18 protein-coding genes and 1 tRNA gene are annotated in these 23992 nt (G+C 70.4%); 11 read left to right on the forward strand and 8 right to left on the reverse strand.

Annotation, left to right across the window (positions count from 1 at the left end):
• Positions 1-44 precede the first annotated feature (44 nt).
• From B7K23_RS01985 to B7K23_RS01995, 3 genes are all read left to right on the forward strand, one after another.
• Positions 45-1421, forward strand: a complete 1377-nt coding sequence (locus tag B7K23_RS01985) for an FAD-binding oxidoreductase (protein WP_084124651.1) — start codon at positions 45-47, stop codon at positions 1419-1421.
• A gap of 54 nt (positions 1422-1475) precedes the next feature.
• Positions 1476-2492 (forward strand): adenosine deaminase family protein, encoded by a 1017-nt coding sequence (locus tag B7K23_RS01990; RefSeq protein ID WP_084124653.1) that lies wholly within the window; start codon positions 1476-1478, stop codon positions 2490-2492.
• A 116-nt stretch (positions 2493-2608) separates the two neighbouring features.
• Positions 2609-4039 carry a sugar porter family MFS transporter gene (locus B7K23_RS01995; protein ID WP_084126066.1) on the forward strand — a complete coding sequence of 477 codons (1431 nt, stop codon included), beginning with the start codon at positions 2609-2611 and terminating at the stop codon, positions 4037-4039.
• 383 nt (positions 4040-4422) lie between these two features.
• Here the strand turns inward: B7K23_RS01995 and B7K23_RS02000 are convergent.
• Positions 4423-4504 (reverse strand) — tRNA-Tyr (locus tag B7K23_RS02000).
• Between the two features lie 103 nt (positions 4505-4607).
• Between B7K23_RS02000 and B7K23_RS02005 the strand changes: the two genes are divergently transcribed.
• Both B7K23_RS02005 and B7K23_RS02010 read left to right on the forward strand, forming a co-directional pair.
• Positions 4608-5096, forward strand: coding sequence for a YajQ family cyclic di-GMP-binding protein (locus B7K23_RS02005; RefSeq protein ID WP_084124655.1), 489 nt, complete (start codon positions 4608-4610; stop codon positions 5094-5096).
• A gap of 33 nt (positions 5097-5129) precedes the next feature.
• On the forward strand, positions 5130-5519 hold the full coding sequence (locus B7K23_RS02010) for a hypothetical protein (protein WP_084124657.1): 390 nt from the start codon (positions 5130-5132) through the stop codon (positions 5517-5519).
• 10 nt (positions 5520-5529) lie between these two features.
• Here the strand turns inward: B7K23_RS02010 and B7K23_RS02015 are convergent, their stop codons facing one another.
• From B7K23_RS02015 to B7K23_RS02045, 7 genes are all read right to left on the reverse strand, one after another.
• A complete protein-coding gene (locus tag B7K23_RS02015) occupies positions 5530-7761 on the reverse strand; it encodes a fibronectin type III domain-containing protein (RefSeq protein ID WP_084124659.1) in 2232 nt (743 codons plus the stop codon).
• Between the two features lie 151 nt (positions 7762-7912).
• The gene (locus B7K23_RS02020; RefSeq protein ID WP_084124661.1) at positions 7913-8158 is read right to left on the reverse strand and encodes a hypothetical protein; all 246 of its coding nucleotides are present in this window, start codon (positions 8156-8158) and stop codon (positions 7913-7915) included.
• Positions 8159-8386: 228 nt separating this feature from the next.
• Positions 8387-9139: an SDR family NAD(P)-dependent oxidoreductase gene (locus B7K23_RS02025; RefSeq protein WP_084124663.1), complete on the reverse strand. Its 753-nt coding sequence runs from the start codon at positions 9137-9139 to the stop codon at positions 8387-8389.
• Between the two features lie 185 nt (positions 9140-9324).
• Positions 9325-10257: a zinc metalloprotease HtpX gene (htpX, locus tag B7K23_RS02030; protein WP_084124665.1), complete on the reverse strand. Its 933-nt coding sequence runs from the start codon at positions 10255-10257 to the stop codon at positions 9325-9327.
• Positions 10258-10400: 143 nt separating this feature from the next.
• Positions 10401-11774 (reverse strand): FAD-dependent oxidoreductase, encoded by a 1374-nt coding sequence (locus B7K23_RS02035; RefSeq protein WP_084124667.1) that lies wholly within the window; start codon positions 11772-11774, stop codon positions 10401-10403.
• Between the two features lie 217 nt (positions 11775-11991).
• Entirely contained in the window at positions 11992-12633 is a 642-nt protein-coding gene (locus tag B7K23_RS02040) for a DUF4125 family protein (protein WP_234996371.1), read from the reverse strand.
• Positions 12634-12648: 15 nt separating this feature from the next.
• The gene (locus B7K23_RS02045) at positions 12649-14634 is read right to left on the reverse strand and encodes a tetratricopeptide repeat protein (RefSeq protein ID WP_084124669.1); all 1986 of its coding nucleotides are present in this window, start codon (positions 14632-14634) and stop codon (positions 12649-12651) included.
• Between the two features lie 135 nt (positions 14635-14769).
• Here B7K23_RS02045 and B7K23_RS02050 point away from each other — a divergent pair, with 135 nt between their 5' ends.
• From B7K23_RS02050 to B7K23_RS02075, 6 genes are all read left to right on the forward strand, one after another.
• Complete coding sequence (locus tag B7K23_RS02050; protein ID WP_084124671.1) at positions 14770-15825, forward strand: phosphatidylserine/phosphatidylglycerophosphate/cardiolipin synthase family protein; 1056 nt, start codon at positions 14770-14772, stop codon at positions 15823-15825.
• A 291-nt stretch (positions 15826-16116) separates the two neighbouring features.
• Entirely contained in the window at positions 16117-17976 is a 1860-nt protein-coding gene (locus B7K23_RS02055; protein WP_304441551.1) for a nitrite/sulfite reductase, read from the forward strand.
• Entirely contained in the window at positions 17973-18821 is an 849-nt protein-coding gene (locus tag B7K23_RS02060) for a phosphoadenylyl-sulfate reductase (RefSeq protein WP_084124673.1), read from the forward strand. Before B7K23_RS02055 ends, B7K23_RS02060 begins: the two co-directional genes overlap by 4 nt.
• A gap of 197 nt (positions 18822-19018) precedes the next feature.
• Positions 19019-21130: a glycosyltransferase family 2 protein gene (locus B7K23_RS02065; RefSeq protein WP_143338043.1), complete on the forward strand. Its 2112-nt coding sequence runs from the start codon at positions 19019-19021 to the stop codon at positions 21128-21130.
• The gene (locus B7K23_RS02070) at positions 21127-21852 is read left to right on the forward strand and encodes an HlyD family secretion protein (RefSeq protein ID WP_084124674.1); all 726 of its coding nucleotides are present in this window, start codon (positions 21127-21129) and stop codon (positions 21850-21852) included. Before B7K23_RS02065 ends, B7K23_RS02070 begins: the two co-directional genes overlap by 4 nt.
• On the forward strand, positions 21849-23924 hold the full coding sequence (locus B7K23_RS02075) for a glycosyl hydrolase (protein WP_084124677.1): 2076 nt from the start codon (positions 21849-21851) through the stop codon (positions 23922-23924). Before B7K23_RS02070 ends, B7K23_RS02075 begins: the two co-directional genes overlap by 4 nt.
• Positions 23925-23992 lie beyond the last annotated feature (68 nt).

A 23992-nucleotide genomic window follows, 5' to 3' on the forward strand; every position in this document is an offset into this window, starting at 1 on the left:
TCCCGCGGGACGATGCGGGAACGCACGGCGCACCGAGCGTCGAGATGACGCGCCTCCCCGACTCGCTGTGGTGGGACACCCTCGGCGAGACCCCCACGCCCACTCCCCCGCTCGATGGCGACCTCGACGTCGACGTGGCCATCGTCGGCGCGGGCTTCACCGGGCTGTGGACCGCCTACTACCTCGCGACCGCGCGTCCCGACCTGCGCGTCGCGGTGCTCGAGAAGGAGCTCGCGGGCTTCGGCGCTTCCGGCCGCAACGGCGGCTGGTCCTCAGCCCTGCTCCCCTCCTCCCTCGACACCCTCGCGCGCGATGCTGACCGCGCCGGCGCCCTCGACTTCCATGCCGCCATGCGGGCCTCGGTCGACGAGATCATCCGCGTCACCACTGCCGAGGGCATCGACGCGGGAATCGCGAAGGGCGGCACCCTCGTGCTCGCCCGGTCTGCGGCCCAGGAGATCCGCGCCCGCGCCGAGGTCGAGGACGCCCGACGCTGGGGCCGGGGCCCCGACGAGCTCGCATGGCTCGACGCGGACCAGGCACGGTCCCGCCTCGCCGCCACCGACGTGCGCGGCGCGACCTACACGCCCGACTGCGCGGCGATCCACCCCGGCCGCCTGGTCCGCGGCCTCGCGCGCATCGTCCAGGAGCGCGGCGTGGCCCTCTACGAGCAGACGCCCGTCACCCGCATCGCTCCGCACCTCGCCGAGACCCCGGGCGGCACTGTGACCGCCGACGTCGTCGTCCGCGCGACCGAGGGCTACACGCCTACCATCGCCGGCCTCAAGCGCGTGGTCGCTCCGATCCACTCGCTCATCGTGGCAACCGAGCCCCTGCCCGCCTCGCTGTGGGAGGAGATCGGCCTCAGGCACCGCGAGACGTTCAGCGATCAGCGCCACCTGGTCGTCTACGGGCAGCGCACGGCGGACGACCGCCTGGTCTTCGGCGGCCGAGGTGCGCCGTACCACCTGGGATCCAAGGTGGCGCCCGAGCACGACAGCCATCCCAAGGTGCACGCCGCGCTGCGCCGCGAGATCGTCGCGATGCTCCCGCAGCTCACGGGCGTGCGATTCACCCATGCCTGGGGCGGCGCGCTCGGGGTCGCCCGCGACTGGCACGCCTCCGTCGGGCTGGACCAGTCGACGGGCCTCGCCTGGGCGGGAGGGTACGTCGGCGACGGCGTCACGACGACCAACCTGGCCGGACGCACGCTCCGAGACCTGATCCTCGGCCAGGACACCGAGCTCACGGGCCTGCCGTGGGTGGGCCACCGCTCGCGCCGGTGGGAGCCCGAGCCGCTGCGGTGGCTGGGCGTGAACGCGGGACTGCAGGCGCTGACCGCGGCCGACGGGGAGGAGCGTCTCACGGGACGCCCCAGCATCGTCGCGCGCGCGATGGCGCCGCTGCTCGGGGGACACTGAGCCCGACCCGGGAGACACTGAGGCCTCCACCACCGCCGACCTCGAGAGGCGCCCATGACAGTGCCGACCGCCGCGTGGGTGCGTGGCCTCCCGAAGGCCCAGCTCCACGTGCACCTCGAGGGCTGCATCCCTCCCGCGCTCGTGCTTGAGCGCGCCCGCGACACCGGCCGCGACGACCTCGCGCGGGGTGTGCCGGACCTCAGTGGAGGGCTCGGGCCCTTCCTCGCGCATCTGGATCGCTCATGCGCGGTCATGGACGCCGCCGAGCACCTCGAGCGCATCGCCGCGCACGCATCGCGCACGGCGCTCGCCGAGGGCGTCGTGCACACCGAGGCCATCGTCAACCCGACGCACTGGCCCGCCTGGGCCGGCCGGCTCACCGAGTTCGTCGACGCCTTCGACCGTGGCTTCGCGCGCGCCGAGGCCGAGGGCGCGCCGTGGACGCAGCTCAGCCTGTCGATCAAACGCACCCAGTCGACGGACGAGGCGCTCGCGCTCGTGCGATGGATCATCGACGCGAGGCATCCCCGCGTCGGGGCCCTGTCGATCGACGGCAACGAGGCCGCCGAGGGCCGCACCGCCGATCGCTTCGCTCCGGCGTTCGCGCTCGCGAAGGAGCACGGGATCCCCCGGACCGTCCACGCGGGCGAGTCGAGCGGACCCGAGGGCGTCCTGGACGCGATCACACGACTGCACGCCCAGAGGATCGACCATGGGATCAGGGCCATCGAGGACCCCGACACCGTCGCCTTCCTCGTCGCCCAGGACCCGCCGATCGCACTCGACGTGTGCCCGCGCTCCAACCGCGTGCTCGGCGCAGCACCCGTAGGCACCCCTCACCCGGCCGGGGCGCTCCACGACGCGGGCGTACGACTCACCGTCGGCACCGACGACCCCGAGCTGTTCGGCAGCCCGCTGACCTCGGAGTACCTCGCGCTCGCGGAGGAGTTCGGCTGGGGCCGGGACGTACTGGCGGGCCTCGCGCGGGACTCGATCGAGGCCTCCTTCGTGGACGAGGAGACGCGTCAGCTCTACCTCGACAGGCTCGCGAACTACCTGGACGGGGCGTAGAAGCGGTCCTGCGTCGCCGCGCGAATCGGGACGAACCCGACTAACGTCGGCAGTAGTCGCCGGTGCGCCGAGGCACCGTCTCGGAGGGGTCGGCGCTCGCGCACGCAGGAGGCACCATGGCCCCGGAGAACCCGCACGCCGCAGCACCGACGCGCGGCCTGCATGCCAAGGTCGTCGCCATCAGCATCGGCGCAGCCCTCGGCGGATTCCTGTTCGGCTTCGACTCCTCCGTGATCAACGGCGCGGTCGACTCGATCTCGTCCGAGTTCGCGCTGTCCGACACGTTCACCGGCTTCGCGGTGGCCTCTGCGCTGCTCGGCTGCGCCGTCGGCGCGTGGTTCGCGGGGAGCCTCGCCGACCGCTTCGGCCGCATCAGGGTCATGGTGATCTCCGCGATCGTGTTCCTGGCCTCCGCGGTCGGCTCGGGGCTCGCGTTCGGGATCGGCGACCTGATCGCCTGGCGCATCGTCGGAGGTCTCGCGATCGGCGCCGCCTCGGTCATCGCGCCCGCCTACATCGCGGAGGTCGCACCCGCCGCGTTCCGTGGGCGGCTCGGCTCGCTCCAGCAGATGGCCATCGTGCTCGGCATCTTCGCGTCGCTGCTGTCGGACGAGGTGCTCGCAGGGGCGGCAGGAGGCGCCGACGCGGAGCTGTGGCTCGGACTCGAGGCGTGGCGCTGGATGTTCCTCACAGCGGTCATCCCCGCGCTCATCTACGGCGGCGTCGCTCTGACGCTTCCCGAGTCCCCGCGATTCCTGGTGGAGAGGCACAGGGACGACGAGGCGGCTGCGGTGCTCGCGGGCTACACCGGCGAGCCCGACCCGCACGGGCGCATCTCCCTCATCCGAGACTCCCTGGGCGGGGACGAGCACCTGACCCTGAGCGACCTGCGTGGGCCCCGCTTCGGCCTCCAGCCGATCGTGTGGATCGGCATCCTGCTGTCCGTGTTCCAGCAGTTCGTCGGCATCAACGTGATCTTCTACTACTCGACCACGCTGTGGAAGTCGGTCGGCTTCGACGAGTCGGACGCCTTCACGACCTCCACCATCACGTCCGTGACGAACATCGTCATGACACTCGTCGCGATCGCGCTCGTCGACAAGGTGGGCCGCCGCACGCTGCTCATCGTCGGCTCCGTCGGCATGACCGTGTCGCTGCTGACCATGGCGATCGCCTTCAACCAGGCCGCAGTGGACGCCGCGGGCGACGCGCAGCTCGAGCAGCCCTGGTCGATCATCGCGCTCATCGCGGCCAACGGCTTCGTGGTCTTCTTCGCGGCGAGCTGGGGCCCCGTGGTGTGGGTGCTGCTCGGCGAGATGTTCCCCAACAGGCTCCGCGCGGCGGCGCTCGCCGTGGCGGCCGCCGCCCAGTGGCTCGCGAACTTCACGATCACCCTCACCTTCCCCGTGATGGCCGGCTGGGGCCTGCAGTTCGCCTACGGGTTCTACGCGCTCATGGCGGCGCTGTCGCTGTGGTTCGTGCTCACGAAGGTGCCCGAGACGAAGGGCATCGAGCTCGAGGACATGGAGAGCGCGTCGGTGTCGTAGAGCCCGCGGGCCGAGGACGGGCCGGCGCCTCACGCCGCCATGGCCGGGCCGAAACGGCCGAAAGACCCCCACGACGAACCACGGCCCCACCGCGGCTAGGCCAGCGGGTGGGGCCGTGCGGCGCATCAAGGGGGGCGATGCGCCTTCATCGTGGTTCCCGCAACGAAAAAGGGGGGTCGTGCGGGAGCCATCTCGCGCGCGAGGGGGGTGCGCGCTAAAAAAACGGTACACCCTACGGGGTGTCGTGTCACGCTGATTCGTGGGTGATTTCTCTGAGTTTGCGCAGAGTGAGACACATGTCTCGCACCCGAGTGCCACCTTTTGTCGACAGTCATGACAAAAGCCCCCTCCGGTCTCCCGGAGAGGGCTTGAGCCTCACGACGTGGCAGGTGAGGGATTCGAACCCCCGAAGTCGATGACGGCTGATTTACAGTCAGCTCCCTTTGGCCGCTCGGGCAACCTGCCGTGCGCCGCAAGCGGCGCGCATGGAAGGATAGCAAGGAAATAGGGGTGCACGCGAACCAGCGTCCCGATACCCCGTTCCCCAGCCCGACGACGAGGAGGACTCATGGCCGACAGCAGCTTCGATGTGGTGAGCAAGGTGGACCGCCAGGAGGTGGACAACGCGCTCAACCAGGCCTACAAGGAGATCAACCAGCGCTACGACTTCAAGGGCGTCGGGGCGTCGATCGAGTTCTCGGGCGAGGACATCCTCATGAAGGCCAACAGCCCCGAGCGCGTCAAGGCCGTGCTCGATGTCTTCATCGGCAAGCTCGCCAAGCGCCAGATCGAGATGAAGGCCCTCGAGTGGGGCGAGCCGGTCGCGTCCGGCAAGGAGTTCCGCCTCGCCGCGAAGATCAAGGAGGGCATCCCTCAGGACGTCGCGAAGAAGCTCACCAAGCTCGTGCGCGACGAGGGACCCAAGGGCGTCAAGGCCCTCATCCAGGGCGATGAGCTGCGGGTGAGCTCCAAGTCGCGCGACGACCTGCAGGCGACCATCGCGCTCATGAAGGGCGCCGACGTGGACGCGGCGCTGCAGTTCGTCAACTTCCGGTAGTCGTCGCGCGTGGCCCGGCGATACCGTCGGGTCATGCGGATCCGGCCCGTCGACCTGGTCGACGTCCTCGCCTACCTGGTGGTGCTCGGCATCTTCGTGGAGCTGTTCCCCGAGGTGATCACCGAGAGCTTCCTCATGTCGGTGCTCACCGCCGTCCTGCTCAAGCTCGTGCTCGAGGTGGTGCTGCGGGCCAAGAAGGCAGCCGTCACGCGGATCCGGTCAGCCGACAGCAGGGCGACGCAAGCCGTCAACGCAGGCATGCTCGCCCTGCTGCTTCCCGGCAGCAAGTTCGTGATGATCGAGTTGGTCGCACTCGTCTTCGGTGACTCGGTCTACCTGGGGGGCTTCTTCCAGGTCACCGCGCTCATCATCGCGCTGACCCTCGCCCAGGCCGGGCTGCGCCTGCTCGTCGAGAAGGACTGACCCCCGCCGCTCAACCCTCGACAGGGACGATGCGGCGGCGGGCCAGCAGCAGTCCCGCACCCAGGATCGCCGCGGCAGCGGCGATCGCGAGCGCGCCGACCGGCTCGGCTCCCGTGGCGGCGAGCTCGGTGCGGAGCGTCCGGTCTTCGATCGTGGTGAGGACGCCCTCCTCGGAGACGGTGAAGGTCGTGACGATCCGCGCGTCCGTGCCGTCGAGCCAGGTGCCGATCGCGACGAGCTCGTGGTCGCCCGCCTCAAGCTCGGGCAGGACGCCCGTGACGGTCGCGGTGCCGTTGTCGGCGACCACCGCGGTGCCGATCTGCTGCGGCGTCGAGTGGACCTCAAGGATCAGGGTCGAGCCGGGCAGCAGGCCCTCACCCGTGGCGCTGACCGTCGCCTCCTGGGCGTCATCCCCCAGCTCGGCCTCGAGGACGAGGTCCAGGTCGGGGTCCGGCGCCGCGACCTCGACGGTCGCCGTGGCCGATCCGGGGAGCGTCACGCTGTCGCCCTCGGCGGTCGCGGTGACGCTGCAGTCGCCGGCGCCCGTGAGGACGAGCTCGCCGTCCTCGACCTCGCACACGCCTTCGGCGGCCAGCACGGTGGGAAGGTCGTACTCGGACGACGCGGTGACCGCGATCGGGTCCATCCCGAAGGTGAGATCGGGCAGCGCCGACAGCGTGACCTCCTGCGACCGCTTGGCGATCGTGACGGTGCGGGCCACCGTAGCGGCGGCGGTGAGCTCGTCGCCCGCCTGGCTCGCAGTGACAGTGCAGTCACCGACGTCGGTCGCGACAAGCCTTCCGCCCTGAATCTCGCACGCGCCGCTCGCGGCGAGGGTCACGTCAAGGCCGACCGAGGAGGTGGCCGCGATCGCCGCGCGCTCGCCGTACACGGTGGCGAGCAGCTCGCCGAGGGTGAGCGCCTGGGAGCGCTTGCCCACGGAGACGTCCACAGAGGCAGTCGCGGAGGCCACCTCTGAGGTGCCTGCCTGCGTCGCACTCACGGTGCAGGTCCCCACACCGGTCAGCTGAAGCTCGTCGCCGGACAGCGCGCACGCGCCGCTCGCGGCAAGGGTGACGGGCAGGTCCTCCGACGACGAGGCAGAGACAGTCACGGGGTCGCCCTCGTAGACGAGGCCGTCGGGAAGCGCGTCGATCGTCAGCGTCTGGGAGCGCTTGCCGATCGTGACCGTCCTGCTAGCCGTCGACGACTTCACCGCGGCCGAGCCCGAGTAGGACGCCGACACGGCGATGTCGCCCGCGTCGTACGTCAGACCGGACACCGTCGCCGCGCCATCGACGAGGGAGAGGCCGCTCGTGGTGACGCCGTCGACGGTGATGTCCACGGTCCCGGTCGCGGAGGAACCGCCCGAGGCGACCGTCGCGGTGACCGCGAACTCCTCGCCGCTCACGGGGCTCGCGGGGTCGACGCTCAACGTGGTCGTCGAGGTGGCCTGCGGCGTCACGGACGAGGAGGCCGCGGAGGGGTCTCCATAGCCGATCATGTTCGTGGCCTCCACGCGGAAGGTATACGCGGTGCCGTTGGTCAAGCCGGTCACGGTCGTCGAGGTGGTCGGAGGTTCGCCCGAGAGCGTGGCGCACGTGGTCTCGGAGCCGCCGTCCGGGGTGCAGAGCACTCGGTAGCCGGTGACGCCGCCGGCCTCGTCGGTGGGGGCCGTCCAGCTCACGGTCGCGGAGCCGTTGCCCGCGGTAGCGGAGGGCGTGCCGGGGGCGCTCGGCGGCTGGTCGGCGAACGTCATCGTGACCTCGCCGTGGGCCGTCCAGGAGGCGCTCTGCGAGTCGGTCGCATAGTAGGCGCCGAGGCCGATCAGATACTCGGTGCCCGCAGCGAGGGTCACGACGAGCGCGGCGTCACGCCCGTAGTCATCGTCACTCTGATCGATGAACGCCCCTGCGGACGTCCAGACCTCGAGGGTGTTGTCAAAGTTCGTGGGCGACGTCGCGGTGACGCGGATGAAGACCGTCGTCGTCTCGTCCGGCGTGACCGAGTACCAGGCGACGTTGTTCCGGTACGGCATCTCGGACTCGCTGTAGGTGCCCGTGGAGTCGATTCCGACGTTCGAGGCGGTGAAGCTCGACTCGAAGTCGCTGATCGGCAGCGGCACGGCGGTCTCCGGCGAGGAGCCGCCGACCGTCGCGGCCGAGGCCGCGGTCGGGACCAGGACGACGGCGAGCGCGGCGATGACCGTCGCCGAGACCGCTCGCAGGGACAACGCGCGCATGGATTCCTCCAACTCCGTGGGGGCGCCCTCCGCGTCCCCGTGCCGGTCGCTCCATCGGCCGCAAGGAACCCGCGGTGAGGTTTCCAAGCCCCGAAGTTCAGGGAATTTGCAGGCGCGTCGCCATTGGAGCGATCAGCCGCACTTCACGGAGTCAGCCGCGCTCGAGCGGCTCCACGAGGCGCAGGCGCGCGCGCCACTGCCACGTCGCGTAGACCGCGGAGACGGCGAGCCACGCGCCCGTGCGGGCACCGAGCGGCATGTCGCTCGTCGTGTCGACGAGCATCAGCAGCCCCGAGGTGAGCGCGACCGCGGTGAGAGGCAGCTCGCGCCACTCAGGAGGGACGACGCCGACGGCGATGAGGCTCACGAGCATGAGCATCAGCAGCAGCGTCGGCACGATTTGTCCTCCTTCGTCCAGGAGGATGCCACAGTCTTCGGCCATGCCGACGCCACCGCCACGAGGGAGCGCAGGACCGCCTGTCCACGGTGCACCGCGCGAGGAGCACATCGTCCCCGAGGTGAGCCCGCGGCAGGGGCGCCCCGCGGACGCGAGACGGCCCCGAGGATCACTCCTCGGGGCCGTCAGGCGTGTCGCGACGTCAGCCGATCGTTGAGCCGCACTGGATCACTGAGCCGAGTAGCCACCGTCCACGAGGTGGTAGCTGCCCGAGATGAAAGAGGCCTCGTCGCTCAGGAGGAACAGCGCGAGCGCGGCGACCTCCTTGTCGGTGCCGAGGCGGCGCGCGGCGTGCTGCTGCTCGAGCGCCGAGAGCGCCTCCGGGGTCATGCTCGACCGCACGAGCGGGGTGTCGATGAAGCCCGGGCCGACCGCGTTGGTGCGCACGCCCTGCGCGGTGTACTCGAGCGCGGCGACCTTGGTGAGGCCGGTGAGCGCGTGCTTGCTGGTCACGTAGGCCGCGTTCTGCGCGATGCCGACCGAGCCGAGGACCGAGGCCATGTTGACGATCGCGCCGCCACCGGACTCGACCATCGCGGGAAGCTGGAAGCGCAGTCCGTAGAAGACGCCGTCCAGGTCGACCGCGCGCACGCGGTCCCAGGCGGCGATGTCGTAGTCGCCGATGTTCATCGGCGGGGCGCCGATGCCCGCGTTGTTGACGGCGAGGTGCAGGCCGCCGAAGGTCTTCTTGGCGAACTCGACCGCAGCCTCCGAGTCCTCCCACTTCGCGGTGTTCTGCGCGAAGGCCGCGGCCTTGCCTCCTGCGGCCTCGATCTCGTCGACCACCTTCTGCGCGGCCTCGACCTTGATGTCCGTGACGACGACGCTCGCACCCTCGGCGGCGAGCTCGCGCGAGATCTCCGCGCCGATGCCACTTCCGCCACCGGTGACGATCGCTGTCTTGCCTTCGAACCTGGCCATGGGGACCACTTCCTTCTGCTGTGCCGCGTTCGCGCGGCGTGTTGATTGCGTACGCATAAATCAACACATGTCAACCAGAAGGTATTCCGGGCGACGTGCGACGGCGCCGGGACCGATCGGACGAGCAGTCGCCCACGCTGGGCCCGCGCTGCCCGCGGAAGCGTCGGTCGGGGTGACGCCGCCGCTCAGTTGAGCGTGAAGCCGCCCAGGTCGTCGCCGCGCGTCGGGCCGCCGTGGCCGAAGCCGCCCTGCCCGTTCTGGCGGGCCATGTCCTCAAGGCGCTCGATGCGCTGATCCATCGGGGGGTGCGTCGCGAACAGCTTCGCCATGCCCGCGCCCGAGAAGGGGTTCGCGATGAACAGGTGGCTCACGTTCTCGAACTTCGTCTCCTGCGGAAGGGGCCGCCGCTGCACGCCGCCCTCGAGCTTGCGCAGCGCGGAGGCGAGCGCAAGCGGGTCGCCCGTGAGCTTGGCGCCGTCCTCGTCGGCGTCGTACTCCCTGGTGCGGGAGATCGCCATGCGGATGAGCGTCGCGGCGATCGGCGCGAGCACCATCATCGCGAGCACACCGAAGATGCCCAGCGGGTTGTCGCGCGAGTCGCGGCCGCCGCTGAAGAACAGCAGCCACTGCGCGATCGCCGTGATCATGCCGGCGAACGCCGCGGCGACCGACCCGATGAGCACGTCGCGGTTGTAGACGTGCATGAGCTCGTGGCCGAGCACGCCGCGCAGCTCGCGCTCGTCGAGCAGCTGCAGGATGCCCGTGGTGCAGCACACCGCGGCGTTCTTCGGGTTGCGGCCCGTCGCGAACGCGTTCGGCGCGTCGGTCGGCGAGACGTACAGGCGCGGCATGGGCTGGTTCGCCTCGCGGCTGAGCTCGCGGACGATGCGGTACATCGCGGGCTGCTCGACCTCGGTCACGGGCTGCGCGTGCATCGCACGGATCGCGAGCTTGTCCGAGTTCCAGTAGCCGACGAACGTGCCGATCACCGACAGACCCGCGAACAGCCACAGGTACTGGCCGCCGGCGACGGCCGTCCCGAGCGCGAGCATGACCATCCACATGGCCACGAAGAGCCCGAAGGTCTTCAGCCCGTTGAAGTGATTGCTACCGCCCACTGTTCCTCAGCCTCCATCGATGAATCCACCAGGAGAACGGGCATCGGCGCGCCGCGGTTCCCCGTGACGCGCCGATTCTCTCACCCCTCAGCGCAGCGATTCCGCACACTGAGGACCGAGATGGCTGGGAGATCCAGCCGCGGTCAGTCGCGGCCGAGCGCGATGTCCGTCATCTCGTCGCGCGGCACGACCTTGATGCGCTCGCGCCCCTCGCCCTCGCCGAGCGCACGCTCGTAGGCGTCGAGAGCCTCCCAGCCGGACCACTCGACCACGGGCACGTCGCGGGACTTGAGCAGGCGAAGGACGTTGTCGGGGCTCAGCTGCTCGGCGCCGGCCTGCGAGTTCTCGTAGAGCGCCTCGGAGTCGGCGACGAGGTTCGCGATGGTCTCCTGCGCGTCGGACTTGGTGTGGCCGATGAGGCCCACGGGGCCGCGCTTGATCCAGCCGGTCGCGTAGAAGCCGGGGACCTGCGCGCCGGACTCGTCGACCACTCGGCCACCCTCGTTGCGGATCGTGCCCCTGCGATCGTCGAACGGCACGCCGTCGATCTCGGTGCCCCAGTAGCCGACCGCGCGGTACACGGCCTGGACGGGGTAGTCGAGGAACTCTCCGGTGCCCTTGACCGAGGCGTCGCCCTGCAGCGCGGTGCGCTCCATGCGGATGCCGACGACCTTGCCGTCCTCGCCGAGGATCTCGACGGGCTGCTGGAGGAGGTGCAGGTGGATGCGGTGCGACGCGGTGCCGGGCTCCTTGAGAGTCCAGTCGGTGAGCGTCTTGACGACCTGCTTGGTCTGCTTGTTGGTCTCGGCCGCCTCGATCGAGGCGTCGTCGAAGTCGTAGTCCTCGGGGTACACGACGACGTCGACGTCCGGCACCTGGCCGAGCTCGCGCAGCTCGAGCGGCGTGAACTTCACCTGCGCGGGGCCGCGGCGGCCGAAGACGTGCACGTCGGTCACGGGCGAGGCCTTGAGGCCCTCCTCGACGTTCGCGGGGATCTCGGTGGACATGAGGTCCTGGGGGTGCTTCGCGAGGATGCGCGCGACGTCGAGCGCGACGTTGCCGACGCCGAGCACCGCGACCTCCTTGGCCTCGAGGGGCCAGGTGCGGGGCACGTCGGGGTGGCCGTCGAACCACGACACGAAGTCCGCGGCGCCGTACGATCCGTCGAGGTCGATGCCCGGGATGTCGAGGTCGGCGTCCTTGAAGGAGCCCGTCGCGAAGATCACGGCGTCGTAGTGCTCGCGCAGGTCCTGCAGCGAGAGGTCCGTGCCGATGTTCACGTTGCCGAGGAAGCGGATGTCGCCGCGGCCGAGCACGTTCGCGAGCGCGACGATGATCTGCTTGATGCGCGGGTGGTCGGGCGCGACGCCGTAACGCACCAGGCCGAACGGCGCGGGGAGGCGCTCGATGATGTCGATCGACACGTTGAGGTCGGTCTTGCTCAGGATGTCGGCGGCGTAGGTGCCGGCGGGGCCGGCGCCCACGATGGCGACGCGCAGCGGGCGGTTGGCAGTCACGATCAGCTCGATTCGTTCGGGGAGGGTCCTCGCCGGGGCCTGTCACCGGCGCGATGAGTCCAGAGTATAGGCACGTCGGCGTGCTCAAAATGCCTCGTTGCAGGGCTCGATCCCCCTGGGGGGATAGGCACGGATCCCCCGTGGGGGATGAGGACGATGCGACGGTCGCCGGGGAGGGGACGGCCGCCTGGGCCGACCGCGAGGGACGATGCGCTTGTCACCTCGCCGTCGCGGCCTCGGCCGCGTCGACGTCCTCGTAGCCCGCGAGGATCGAGGTGTAGGCGAGCGTGCGCCACGTGAGGTTCTGACCGTCGGCGAGGAGAGAGTCGACGAGCTCGCGGTAGAGCGCGAGCGTCTCGTCCGAGTACGTGCCGAGCTCGCCACGCAGGTAGGTCTCGAACGAGGTCGACTCGAGAGTGTCCTCGGCGGTCGTGAGGACGCGCATCGCGGCGCCGAGCCCGGGATAGTCCCGGTGGAAGTCGCGCGCCCACGGCACCTGGATCGCGATGATCCCCTCCTGCGCCGCCACCCGCACGGGAGACAGCGCGGGCAGGTGAGGCGCGAGCTCTCGCGCGTACCGCTCGGGCTCGGTGGACTCCATCATCCGCGCGTACTTCTCGGTGAGCAGGTTGCGCCCCGCGGCGTCCGCGTCGTTCAGGTCCGCGGCGTACGAGTCGAGCAGCCGCATGGGCCAGGTGAGGAACTGGCCGAGCCGCTGGACCTCGAACTCCGCGGGGTTGTCCTGGCATGAGGCGCGCCCGTCCTCGCCCCGCACGAGCTGGAACTGCTCCCACTCGTGCGCGACGATCTCGCGAGCGCGCTCCATCCGCTCGAGGCGCTGCTCCATGGTCTCGATCATGCGTTCACCTTCTCATCACAGCGCCCTCAGCCACGGGTTGCCGATCCGGGCACGCACCTGGTCGCGGTGCGCCTCGAGGAACGTCGAGTCGGCGGTGCTGAGGCGCTGCATCCGCAGCTCGACCACGACCTGCGCGCACACGTCCTCGATCGCCTCGGTGAGACCGTCGCGCGCGGGTCCCGATCCCGCGCCGCCCTCGCCGAAGCCTGCGCCCCCGAAGCATGCGGCCGACGCGAGGCGCTGCGCATCCGCGAGCCGGGCCTGCACGCGAGGCAGGCGCGAGACGGGTCGTGAGGCGAGGCCGCGCAGCGCCGCGCTCTGCCACTTGTAGTAGGGCAGGTAGCCGGCGGCGGTGGGCCGGTTGAGCAGGAACACGAGCGACGCGGACGCCTTGACGAACTCCGCGACCGCGAGCCAAGCGGCCTCCCCATCCCCACGCGCGAGCATGCGCGGCACGTTGTACTGTCCGGCCTGCGCCATCATCCCCAGGCGCTGACCGATGCGGGCGAGTCGCGCATCGTCCGGCATGCGCAGGAAGGCCCCGCGCACCGCGCTGAAGGCGCCGTAGGGATCGGCGAACACCTCGCCGTTGGTCGCCGCGGCGAGCGTCGCCTCCTCGAGCGTGACCCACAGATGGGGCTGATCGGCGGGCGGCGCCGACGGCAGGCCTGTGATGCCCTGGAAGAAGTCGGCGATCTCGAACACGCCCACCCTGCGCCCGTCACCCTGCGCGCGGGTCGTCTCGACGCGGGGCCCGTCGCCCATGAACGTGCTCGGCAGCGCGTCGTAGTCGGCCTGGAGGCGAGCGCCGATCTCGGCGTGGTCGGCCTCATCGAGCCACAGGCAGAAGCCCGGCCCGAAGTCGTGATCCCGCGACAGGTCGTCGTCGAAGCCGTAGCACTCGGAGCCGTGGCCGACGAGGCCGGCGGCGATGCGGCCACGGTGCTCGGGATAGCGCTCGAGCATCGGCCTGCCGTGCTCCTCCCAGAACGCGCGGGACAGCGCGAGCCCGGTCATGCGGGGGACGGAGAGTGCGGGAGCGGCGTCCTTCGGGAGGGACGATGCGGGAGCGGGGTCGGTCTCGACGGCACGGGCCTCGGCCCCGCCGGTCTCCGCGCCTTCGGTCTCGCCTCCGCCACCCAGGAGCCGGGGCCCGGGGTCCGCCGCGGCGGCCTTCTCCGCCTGCGCGAGGTTCTCGGCCGTCACGGCGTGCTGGTCGCTCTGGGCGCCGTAGTTGGCGTCGACGATCGTGAGCGCCTCGCGGTACAGGTCGGCGGCGTCGGCGGGACGGCCCGAGCGGAAGCACACCTCGGCGAGTCCCGCGAGCGCGGCCGCGAGATGCGGGTTGGACTCGTGCCCTCCCGCGCGGAAGATCGCGAGCGAGCGCCGAGCGAGGTCCTCGGCCTCGTCGGCGCGGCCCAGGTCGTGGCACACGAGGGAGAGGTTGCTGAGCGTGCCCGCGACGTCGATGTCGCGGCCGGGATCGGTCGATGCCCCCTCGACGATCGCAAGGGCCTTCGCGAGCTCGTCGTACGCGCCTTGCGCGTCGCCGGCCTCGCTATGCAGCATCGACAGGTTGTTGTGCAGGGCGGCGAGCCGCCGGTCGCCCGCAGGCATGGACCTCTCGGCCACCGCGAGCGCCTCCGCGTAGGTCGCGCGCGACGCGTCCAGATCGCCCGCGGCGCGGCGCGCGGTCGCGGCGTTGATGAGGGTCGTGGCGTGGGCCTCGGAGCCGGTCAGACCGAGCTCGTCGATCAGCGCGAGCGCGTCGTCGGCGGCCTGCCCCGACCTGTCGTGGGAGCCGAGCGATCGGTGGAGCCCCATGATCTCGTTGAGGACCGTGAGGACCGCGCCCCCGTCACCTGCCGCACGGGCCCCCGCGAGCGCATCGTCCAGGTATGGGACCGCCGAAGGACCGTCCTGACCAGCGAGGATGCTGTCCAGCCCGCGCAGCATCGCGTCGACGTCGTAGGCACCCGAGCCGGGGCGCGCTTCCTCCATGGAGGTCACCCTTCACCAGTGGCGCGGCGTCTGGGGCGGGGACGATGCCGCTCCGCCCACCATAGGTGGTAAACCTTGAGTGAAGGTCATCTCACTTCGTGGTGAACGAGTTGAACAGCGTGAGAGCGTAGAGACGTGGCAAGTGCACCTACACGCGCACGCGGCGCCTCCCCGGACGGCAGCCGCGGCGCCCTCGCGCGTCCCAAGCTGCTCACGCCTCACGAGTACATCGCCGACGCGACGCACCGCATCCACGCGGCCAAGCACAGGGTCCTCATCACGACGCTGACCATCGCCGACGACCACCGCACCGACACGCTCATCGACGCGCTCGTGTGGGCCTCGCGACGGGGCGTCAAGGTCGGAGTCGCGGCGGACACGTTCACCTACGCGGACCTCGCCGGCACGTTCCTCCCGACCGGCTACCGCACCACCGCGTGGCGCACCTCCAACCGGCTCGCGTCCAAGCTCGCTCGCGAGGGCGTCGCGTTCTCCTGGCTCGGCCGCGAGAAGGGCCTGCCGTGGCGCGGCCGCACGCACACCAAGTTCTGCGTCGTCGACGACGTCGTCTACGCGTTCGGCGGGGTCAACCTGGACCGCAAGGGCGTCGAGAACGCGGACTTCATGCTGCGCATCGACGACTCACGGCTCGCCGACGACCTCGAGGGCGTCTACGGGCGCATCCAACGCATGAACCTCCACGAGCGCGGGCACCGGTCGCTCGAGCTCAGGTACGGCACGGACCGGGTGCTCGTGGACGGCGGCATCCCCGGAGACTCGATCATCTATCGGCGCGCGCTGCACCATGCACGCAAGGCCGACCGCATCCTGCTGATGTCGCAGTACTGCCCTACCGGCGAGCTCGGCAAGGTGATCCGCGAGCGCGACCACGAGCTGTGGTTCAACCCGCCTCGCAACGCCGCCCCCGCGAACCGCGCACTCATCGCCTCGTCGATGGCGTGGACCGGCTACCGGACCCAGTACACGGACCCGCGCTACCTGCACGCGAAGGCGATCGTCTTCTTCCGCTCGAACGGCACGCGCATCTCGCTCACCGGCTCGCACAACTGGGTCGTCGGCGGCGTCAAGCTCGGCACGCGCGAGATCGCGATGGAGACCCGCGATCCGGAGACCGTGGACCAGGTGCTCGAGTTCCACGCGCGCGAGGTCGCGCGCACGCTCAAGGGCTGAGCCGCAGCGCGTCGAGTTCGTCACCCCTGCGGGACGACGCGCCTGGTAGCGATACCCCGGCAGGCATCGCCCCTGGTATCGGCCTAGCCAGCCGCTAGTTGATGTGTCACACTCTTGCCATGACGAACTCGGCACAGGCGATGCGCACCATGCGCGCGATGTGCTGCGTCATGTGTCCTTCGGCCTGAGTCGCCCTCGGATACCCACCCGTACCCAGGGCGCTCGGCTGAACCGGGCGCACTCCTCGTACGCCCGCGCAGGCCGAGCTCCCGTCACCACCCAGGAGCCACGGTGAACCCGGACACCACCCCCTCCACGACCGCGTCGCCCGACGCGGGAGCAGTCGCGACCGCCGGCGCGCGGGCCGCGTCGGTCCCCACCCCCGGCGCGCCCGCGCCCGCGGCCGACCCCGCCACGCGCGAGGCAGAGGCGCGCCAGCGCCAGCGCGAGGAGGCCCGCCTCATCCGCACCCGCGAGGCCGCGGCGCGCAAGAACACCGCGTCGAAGGATGGCCAGTGGGCCGCGGGCGACCGCACGCCGCTCAACCCCAACGAGGAGTTCAAGGCGACCTCCGACCCGCTTCAGGTGCGCCACCGCATCGAGACGATGTACGCGCGGTGGGGCTTCTGGTCGATCCCCCCGAGCGACCTGCGCGGCCGCTTCCGCTGGTGGGGCCTGTACACGCAGCGCCGCCCCGGGATCGACGGCGGCAAGACCGCGGTCCTCGAGCCGCACCAGCTCGACGACGAGTTCTTCATGCTCCGCGTGCGCTCGGACGGCGGCCAGCTGTCGGTCGCGCAGGCGCGCGAGATCGCGCGCATCTCCCAGGAGTTCGGGCGCGACTCCGCGGACATCTCCGACCGTCAGAACATCCAGCTGCACTGGATCCGCATCGAGGACGTGCCGGAGATCTTCCGGCGCATCGAGGCGGTCGACCTGTTCACCACCGAGGCCTGCGGCGATTCGCCCCGCGTGATCCTCGGCTCGCCGGTCGCGGGCGTCGCGAAGGACGAGCTGATCGACCCCACGCCGCAGATCCAGGCGATCATCGAGCGCGGCATCGGAAGTCCCGAGTTCTCCAACCTGCCCCGCAAGTTCAAGTCCGCGATCTCCGGCACCCGGATCCCCGACATCGTCCACGAGGTGCAGGACATCGCGTTCGTGGCCGTCGAGCACCCCGAGCTCGGCATCGGCTACGACCTGTGGGTCGGCGGCGGCCTCAGCATCAACCCCCACCTGGGACAGCGGCTCGGCGCGTTCGTCGAGCCGGACAAGGTCGCCGAGGTATGGGCGGGCGTCATCGGCATCTTCCGCGACCACGGCTACCGCCGCCTGCGCACCCGTGCGCGGCTCAAGTTCCTGGTCAAGGCGTGGGGAGCCGAGAAGTTCCGTCAGGTGCTCCAGGACGACTACCTCGGCTGGGAGCTTCCGGACGGGCCCGCACCCGAGATCGCCAAGCCGGGCGATCGCGGCGACCACGTCGGCATCCACGAGCAGAGGGACGGTCGCTGGTACATCGGAGCCGCGCCCATCGCGGGACGGATCTCGGGAGCCAAGCTCGAGGCGATCGCCGACCTCGCCGAGGCCGCGGGCTCCGACCGGATCCGCCTCACCCCGCTCCAGAAGCTGCTGATCCTCGACGTGCCGCAGGAGAAGGTCAACGACGTCGTCAACGGCCTTCGCGCGCTCGAGCTTGAGGCCGCTCCTGGCGAGTTCCACCGCAACGTCATGGCCTGCACCGGAATCGAGTACTGCAAGCTCGCGATCGTCGAGACGAAGGCGACCGCGCGCGAGGTGGTCAAGATCCTCGACGAGAAGTTCCCCGACCTCGACTCCCCCATCTCGGTGCACGTCAACGGCTGCCCCAACTCGTGCGCGCGCATCCAGGTGGCCGACATCGGTTTCAAGGGCCAGCTGGTCCTCGACGAGGCCTCGGGCGAGCAGGTGCCCGGCTTCCAGGTCCACCTGGGAGGACGCCTGGGCAGAGGCGAGGACGACGACTTCGGCCGCAAGATCCGTGGCCACAAGGTGACGGCCGACGGCATGCCCGCGTACGTCGACCGCGTCACCCGCCACTACCTCGAGACGCGCGAGCAGGGCGAGGCGTTCGCGGACTGGGCGTTCCGCGTGGACGAGGATCTGATCCGATGAGCGCGGACCCGGCTCCCGGGGCCGTCCCCACCGCGGCGGCGACCCTCGCGTCGTCGCTCTCGGCGACGGCCGTCTCGTCGTCACCGTCGGCACCGAGCCCCGCCGTCGCCCCCGCCCCCGCCGTCGCCCTCGGCTCGACGGCGCTCACCCTCCTCAACCCGAGCGAGTGGAATGCGGAGACGTGCGCCGAGGTCAACGCACGGCTCGAGTCCGCCTCGGCCGGGCACATCGCCGACTGGGCGGTGGCGACCTTCGGGCGCGACCTGGCCGTCGCATCGTCCATGCAGAACACCGTGCTCGCGCACCTGTTCGGCGTCCGCCTGCCCGGCATCGACATCGTCTTCCTCGACACCGGCTACCACTTCCCTGAGACCCTCGCGACGCGCGACGAGGCCGCGCGCCGCCTGCCGATCACCGTCGTCAACGCCACCCCGCGGCAGTCCGTCCGGGAGCAGGACGCCGAGGAGGGGCCGCGCCTGCACGACCGCGACCCCAACCTCTGCTGCGCGCGCCGCAAGGTCGAGCCGCTGCGCGTCACACTCGCGGGCTACCGCGCGTGGGCCACGGGCGCGCGCCGCGTGGACGCGGAGACACGGTCCGGCCTGCGCGTGGTCGAGTGGGACGCCACGAGGGGCATGGTGAAGCTCAACCCGCTCGCCGGCTGGAGCGACGAGGCCTTCGAGCGCTACCAGGTCGAGCACGACCTGCCCCGCAACCCCCTTGTCGACCAGGGCTACCCGAGCATCGGATGCGCGCCCTGCACTCGGCGGGTCGAGGCGGGAGAGGACCGCCGCGCGGGGCGCTGGGCGGGCACCGACAAGATGGAATGCGGGATGCACATCTAAGGTGCGAGCGCCATCGCTATCCGACACTCAGTGTCGCCGTTTGTGACAAATCTCACTCATCCGTACATATGGACAATACCGATCATTCCCGACATTCTTTGGCTCAGGGCGCACCGGCGTGAACGCCGGCCCGCTCGACGTCCAAGGCAACGGCGCCGCTCACATCGACGGCCCTGGGCCGGAGCCTTGGAGAGAACATGTCGGCGATCTCGACGGACCCGCGCACCGAGATGCGCACGCGTGCGACGCGCGGGGGCGACCGCTCCCCTGTGATGACACTGCTGATCCTCGTCGCGACGATCGGCGTGCTCGGCTACAGCGTCTTCCTCCTCAACCCAGCCAACCGCGGCGACTTCCTGCCGTACACCCTCGTGATCGTCGCCGAGTCGATCCTGGTCTTCCACGCGATGATGTCGATGTGGACGGTGCTGTCGGGCAGCTCCGACCCCGCGACGTTCGCGGTGAACGCGGCGCGGAAGGACCTGTACGCGCTCACCACCGACGACAAGCCCACGAATTGGGCCATGGTGCTCAATGACAAGGCTGTCACCGTCGACGTGTTCATCACCGCGTACGGCGAGCCCGTCGACACGGTGATGGCAACCGCGCGTGCCGCGATGCAGATGAAGGGCCGGCACCGCACGTGGGTCCTGGACGACGGCGACAACGATGAGCTGCGCGACAGGGTCGCGATGCTCGGCGCCCACTACCTCCGCCGCCACGGCTCCGCGGGGGCGAAGGCGGGCAACATCAACAACGCGCTCTCGGTCGCGAAGGGCGACTACTTCCTCATCCTCGATGCCGACTTCGTGCCGCAGAAGGACATGCTCGAGCGGATCATGCCGTTCTTCGTCGACGACGATGTCGCCTTCGTGCAGACGCCCCAGAGCTACGGCAACGAGAGCCAGAGCGCGATCGCGACCGGCGCCGCCTACCTCCAGACGATGTTCTACCGGTACGTGCAGCCGGGCCGGAACCGTTTCAACGCCGCGTTCTGCGTGGGAACGAACGTGGTGTTCCGGCGCGACGCGATCGACGAGATCGGCGGCATCTACACGGGGTCCAAGTCGGAGGACGTGTGGACGTCGCTCCTGCTGCACGAGCGCGGCTGGCGGTCGATCTTCCTGCCCGAGGTGCTCGCGGTCGGGGACGCCCCCGAGTCGGTGGAGGCGTACTCCAAGCAGCAGCTGCGGTGGGCCACGGGCGGCTTCGAGATCCTCTTCACCCACCCGCTGTTCTCCCGCAAGAGCAACCTGTCGGTGGACCAGCGCCTCCAGTACTTCGTGACCGCCACGTTCTACCTCACAGGCATCGCGCCGATGCTGCTGCTCGTGGTGCCCGCGCTCGAAATCTACTTCGACCTGCGACCCATGGACATGTCGATCTCCGCCGGCCAATGGCTGCTGTTCTACGCGGGCTTCTACGGCATGCAGATCCTGCTGATGTGGTTCACGCTGGGCACGTTCCGCTGGCAGACGCTCACGCTCGCGACGGTGTCGTTCCCCATCTACACGAAGGCGCTGCTCAACGTCCTCACGGGCAAGGACGAGGGCTGGTCTGTGACAGGCGCGGTGAAGAGCCGCTCGCCCTACAACTTCATGGTTCCTCAGATCCTGATCTTCGTCTTCCTCGCGCTCACCTCGGTCGTGAGCGTGTGGCGCGACACCATGAACGGCGTGGCGACGCTCGCGACGATCTGGAACGTCATCAACACCGTGGTGCTCGCGTCCTTCATGGCGGCAGCAGCCCGCGAGGAGCGTGCCCTGCGCGCCGCGCGCAGGGTCGAGCGCCGCGCACGGCGCGCGATGGCCCGCGAGCAGCGCCTGCTGGCGCGGGCGGAACGGCTCCACGAGCGCGAGACCCGCACGCTGGCCCAGGTGAGCCATGGGAGCCCGCTGCTGACCGCCGCAGTGATCGACGAGGTGCGCGTGTCGCTCGAGCCGCAGGCGGAGGCCCGCGGGACGGGAGAGCCGGCGATGGCGACCGGGGCACCCCTCGCCGACTCGGCCCCCGCCGACGCGCCGCGTACCGGCGCTCCCTACCCGGCGTCTTCCCTGGTGACCGACGAGTGCGGGATCGCCTCGGTCCTGCTCGACGACGCGCTGCCCCGCGTGTCGCTCCACGTGCCACGGTCCGCGCGCCGTCGCGCACCGTACGAGCCGCTCGCCACAGTGCCGTCGCGCACCGTCATGCCGTTGCGCCACCCAGGAGAGGATGAGCCGGCGCCCGCAGGGGCGGAGCACGTCCGAGGCCGTGCCACCGACGCGTTCGCCTCCGCGCGCCTGCACCTCGAGGAGACCGCCCGATGACCTGGGTCAACCGTCTGAAGCTGCTCGTGGGCCTCGTCGCGGTGCTCGCCGCCGTCGCCGCCTCGACCCTGATCTTCAACCAGCGCCAGCTGCGCGTCGACTCCACGAGCGCGACGATCGCCGCGGCCGAGGTCAACGCGGGAAGCGACTACGGGGGCTACGTGAGCGAGACCCTCGTGCGCCCAGGGGACGCGGTCAAGGCCGGCGAGGTGCTGCTCGTGCTCGAGTCCCAGGATCTCGCCAACGACATCAAGCGAGGCACCCTCAAGGCCGACGGGGAGACGATCCTCAAGGACGGCACCTACAAGGTCACGGCCCCCGTCTCTGGAGTCGTGGCTTCGATGGAGACGACCGCAGGGTCGTACACCACTCCCGGCAGCGTGCTCGCGACGGTATACGAGGCGGACACGATGTACATCGAGGCCGAGTACCTGATGTCGCCGGACGCGTTCGGCCGCCTCGAGGACGACGCCCTGGTCGAGTGGACGCTTCCGGACCGGCAGACCTGGACTGGAACCATCGAGTCGCTCGAGGTCTCGACGACGGACGGCGACGCAGAGGTCGTCGCCCGGGTCACCTCCGACGCCCTGGAGTGGGGAGCCGACAGCGGCCTCATGATCGCAGGAACCCCCCTCAGCACCACGCTCAGCCTGCGGGACGACGGACCGCTCGACGGCGTGACGGACTCGCTGGCGGACTTCGCCCATAGGATCGGTCTGTGACACATGGACGGCTCTCCCGCGCGGCACTGATCGCCTGCACGGCCGCGCTCCTGGCACTCACCGCCTGCACCCATACCCCGGACGCCGACGGCACGACCACGTCGTCGGAAGTCTCCGCTACCGCCTCGGATGATGGCGGGACGGGCGTGGTCGACGCGGCCGCCTCGAGCCTCACGAAGACCCTGCCCGTCGAGGCGGTGGGAGAGGCTCCGTCCACCGCCAATGTCGCCGACGGGGTCCTGGCCCCGACCAACCGGTGGTACTCGTCGCTCGCGTACGCGACCCTGCCCGCGCGCGCCTATCCCACGCCCGTGAGCGTCGAGATCGACAAGGGATCGATCGGGGTCGCGCTCCCGACCATCGCCGCCTCGGACGCGCTGATCGCCGCGCAGACGGGAACGCTGCTCAGCGTGAAGGTCAAGGGCTCGAACTCGCGCCCTACGCTCACTGTGAACGACCCCGTGTACACCTCGCTCGCCTACTCCGGGAGCGATGGCCCGCTCGCCACGGCGACTCTGGCGCAAGGCTGGCCCGCGGTCGGGCTCATCGCCGACGCCGACGTGGAGCTGAAGCTGTCCGCCGAGCCCGCCTGGACCCGCGACACCGGCACGATCGAGATCGAGGGGACCACGTACGCGGTCAAGACGTCCCGCGCGACGACCGACGGCTCGAGCGTGGCGCTCGCCGAGGGCGGCTGGCTCATGGCATTCCCGATCCCCGAGGATGCGACGGCGAGCACGTACATCGAGGCGATGGGCTCTCCGATCGTCTCGGTGGCAACCACCGGCACGGTCGACGGTGACGGCACGACGACCACGCTGAGCTACGCGACTGTCGACGACGACCCGACCGTGGCCGTCCCATCCGCAGCGGTGGATGGCGTCGGCATCACGGAGGACGGCGCGGAGGTCGAGTGCGCCGCGGGCACCTTCCTGACGATCGACGGCGAGACGACGGCATGCGCGTCCTCGACGCTCGCGTGGACAGTCGACACCATCGAGCCCTCGCTCACGCTCGACGTCGACGGCCTCAGCCACGAGGAGAAGGACGCGGTGCTCGCCGCGCTCCAGGACGATGCGGCGGGAGTCGACTACCCGTCGGACACCTACTTCGGAGCGAAGGCGATGTACCGGGACGCCCAGCTGCTCGCGCTCGCGAACGACCTCGGCGACGAGGACTCCGCTGCGACGATCGGGGCACGACTCTCGGCCGCGCTCGCCGAGTGGACCGACGCCTCGCGCTGCGAGAGCGCGAACTCGCGCTGCTTCGTGTACGACCCGAACTGGGCGGGGGTCGTCGGGTACGAGACCGCCTACGGCTCCGAGGAGTTCAACGACCACCACTTCCACTACGGCTACCTCATCTACGCTGCGACCGTCGCCGTCGAGGAGGGCATCGTGTCGGTCGACGACGTCGCGCCGGTGATCGACGCGCTTGTCGCCGACATCGCCTCCACAGGCACGGCCGAGGTGCCGACAACACGGGTATTCGACCCCTATGCGGGCCACTCGTGGGCCTCAGGTACGTCGGAGTTCGCCGACGGCAACAACCAGGAGTCGAGCTCCGAGGCCGTCAATGCGTGGACCGCCGTCGCAGGATGGGCGCAGCTGCGCGGGGACGATGTGGCCTACAGCAGGGCGGTATGGATGCTGTCCGCGGAGGCGCATGCCGCGCTCGCGCTCTACCTCCGACCCGACACGTCGTTCGCGCCCGAGTACCTCCATCAGGTCGTCGGGATCGAGTGGGGCGCCAAGCGCGACTGGGCCACATGGTTCTCCGCCGACCCCGCCGCGATGCTGGGGATCCAGCTCATCCCGCTGAACCCCACCCAGCTGTCTCTCCTGAGCGCCGACGACGACGACACCCACACGCGCATCCTCGCGTCGATCGCCGAGGCGATGCCGTCGGGGACGGCGACCCAGTTCACCGACCTCATCACCATGTACTCGTCGCTCGCCGACTCGATCGAGCAGGCGACCGCCTGGGACATCGCGCTCACGCTGCCCGAGAGCGCGATCGACGACGGCATGTCGCGCGCCTACATGCTCGCCTTCATCGCAAACGCCGACTAGGGACGACGCTCCCACTCGCGAGAAGGCGCCGACCTCGCAAATCGTCCGCGAGATCGGCACATCGCCCC

Source organism: Demequina sp. NBRC 110054, from assembly GCF_002090115.1.
Classification (GTDB): Bacteria; Actinomycetota; Actinomycetes; order Actinomycetales; family Demequinaceae; genus Demequina.

Excerpts from the sequence above, each read along its gene's own strand:
- B7K23_RS01985 (WP_084124651.1), top strand. The coding sequence starts at position 45 with ATGACGCGCCTCCCCGACTCGCTGTGGTGGGACACCCTCGGCGAGACC.
- B7K23_RS01990 (WP_084124653.1), top strand. The coding sequence starts at position 1,476 with ATGACAGTGCCGACCGCCGCGTGGGTGCGTGGCCTCCCGAAGGCCCAG.
- B7K23_RS01995 (WP_084126066.1), top strand. The coding sequence starts at position 2,609 with ATGGCCCCGGAGAACCCGCACGCCGCAGCACCGACGCGCGGCCTGCAT.
- B7K23_RS02005 (WP_084124655.1), top strand. The coding sequence starts at position 4,608 with ATGGCCGACAGCAGCTTCGATGTGGTGAGCAAGGTGGACCGCCAGGAG.
- B7K23_RS02010 (WP_084124657.1), top strand. The coding sequence starts at position 5,130 with ATGCGGATCCGGCCCGTCGACCTGGTCGACGTCCTCGCCTACCTGGTG.
- B7K23_RS02015 (WP_084124659.1), bottom strand. The coding sequence starts at position 7,761 with ATGCGCGCGTTGTCCCTGCGAGCGGTCTCGGCGACGGTCATCGCCGCG.
- B7K23_RS02025 (WP_084124663.1), bottom strand. The coding sequence starts at position 9,139 with ATGGCCAGGTTCGAAGGCAAGACAGCGATCGTCACCGGTGGCGGAAGT.
- B7K23_RS02040 (WP_234996371.1), bottom strand. The coding sequence starts at position 12,633 with ATGATCGAGACCATGGAGCAGCGCCTCGAGCGGATGGAGCGCGCTCGC.
- B7K23_RS02045 (WP_084124669.1), bottom strand. The coding sequence starts at position 14,634 with ATGGAGGAAGCGCGCCCCGGCTCGGGTGCCTACGACGTCGACGCGATG.
- B7K23_RS02060 (WP_084124673.1), top strand. The coding sequence starts at position 17,973 with ATGAGCGCGGACCCGGCTCCCGGGGCCGTCCCCACCGCGGCGGCGACC.
- B7K23_RS02065 (WP_143338043.1), top strand. The coding sequence starts at position 19,019 with ATGTCGGCGATCTCGACGGACCCGCGCACCGAGATGCGCACGCGTGCG.
- B7K23_RS02070 (WP_084124674.1), top strand. The coding sequence starts at position 21,127 with ATGACCTGGGTCAACCGTCTGAAGCTGCTCGTGGGCCTCGTCGCGGTG.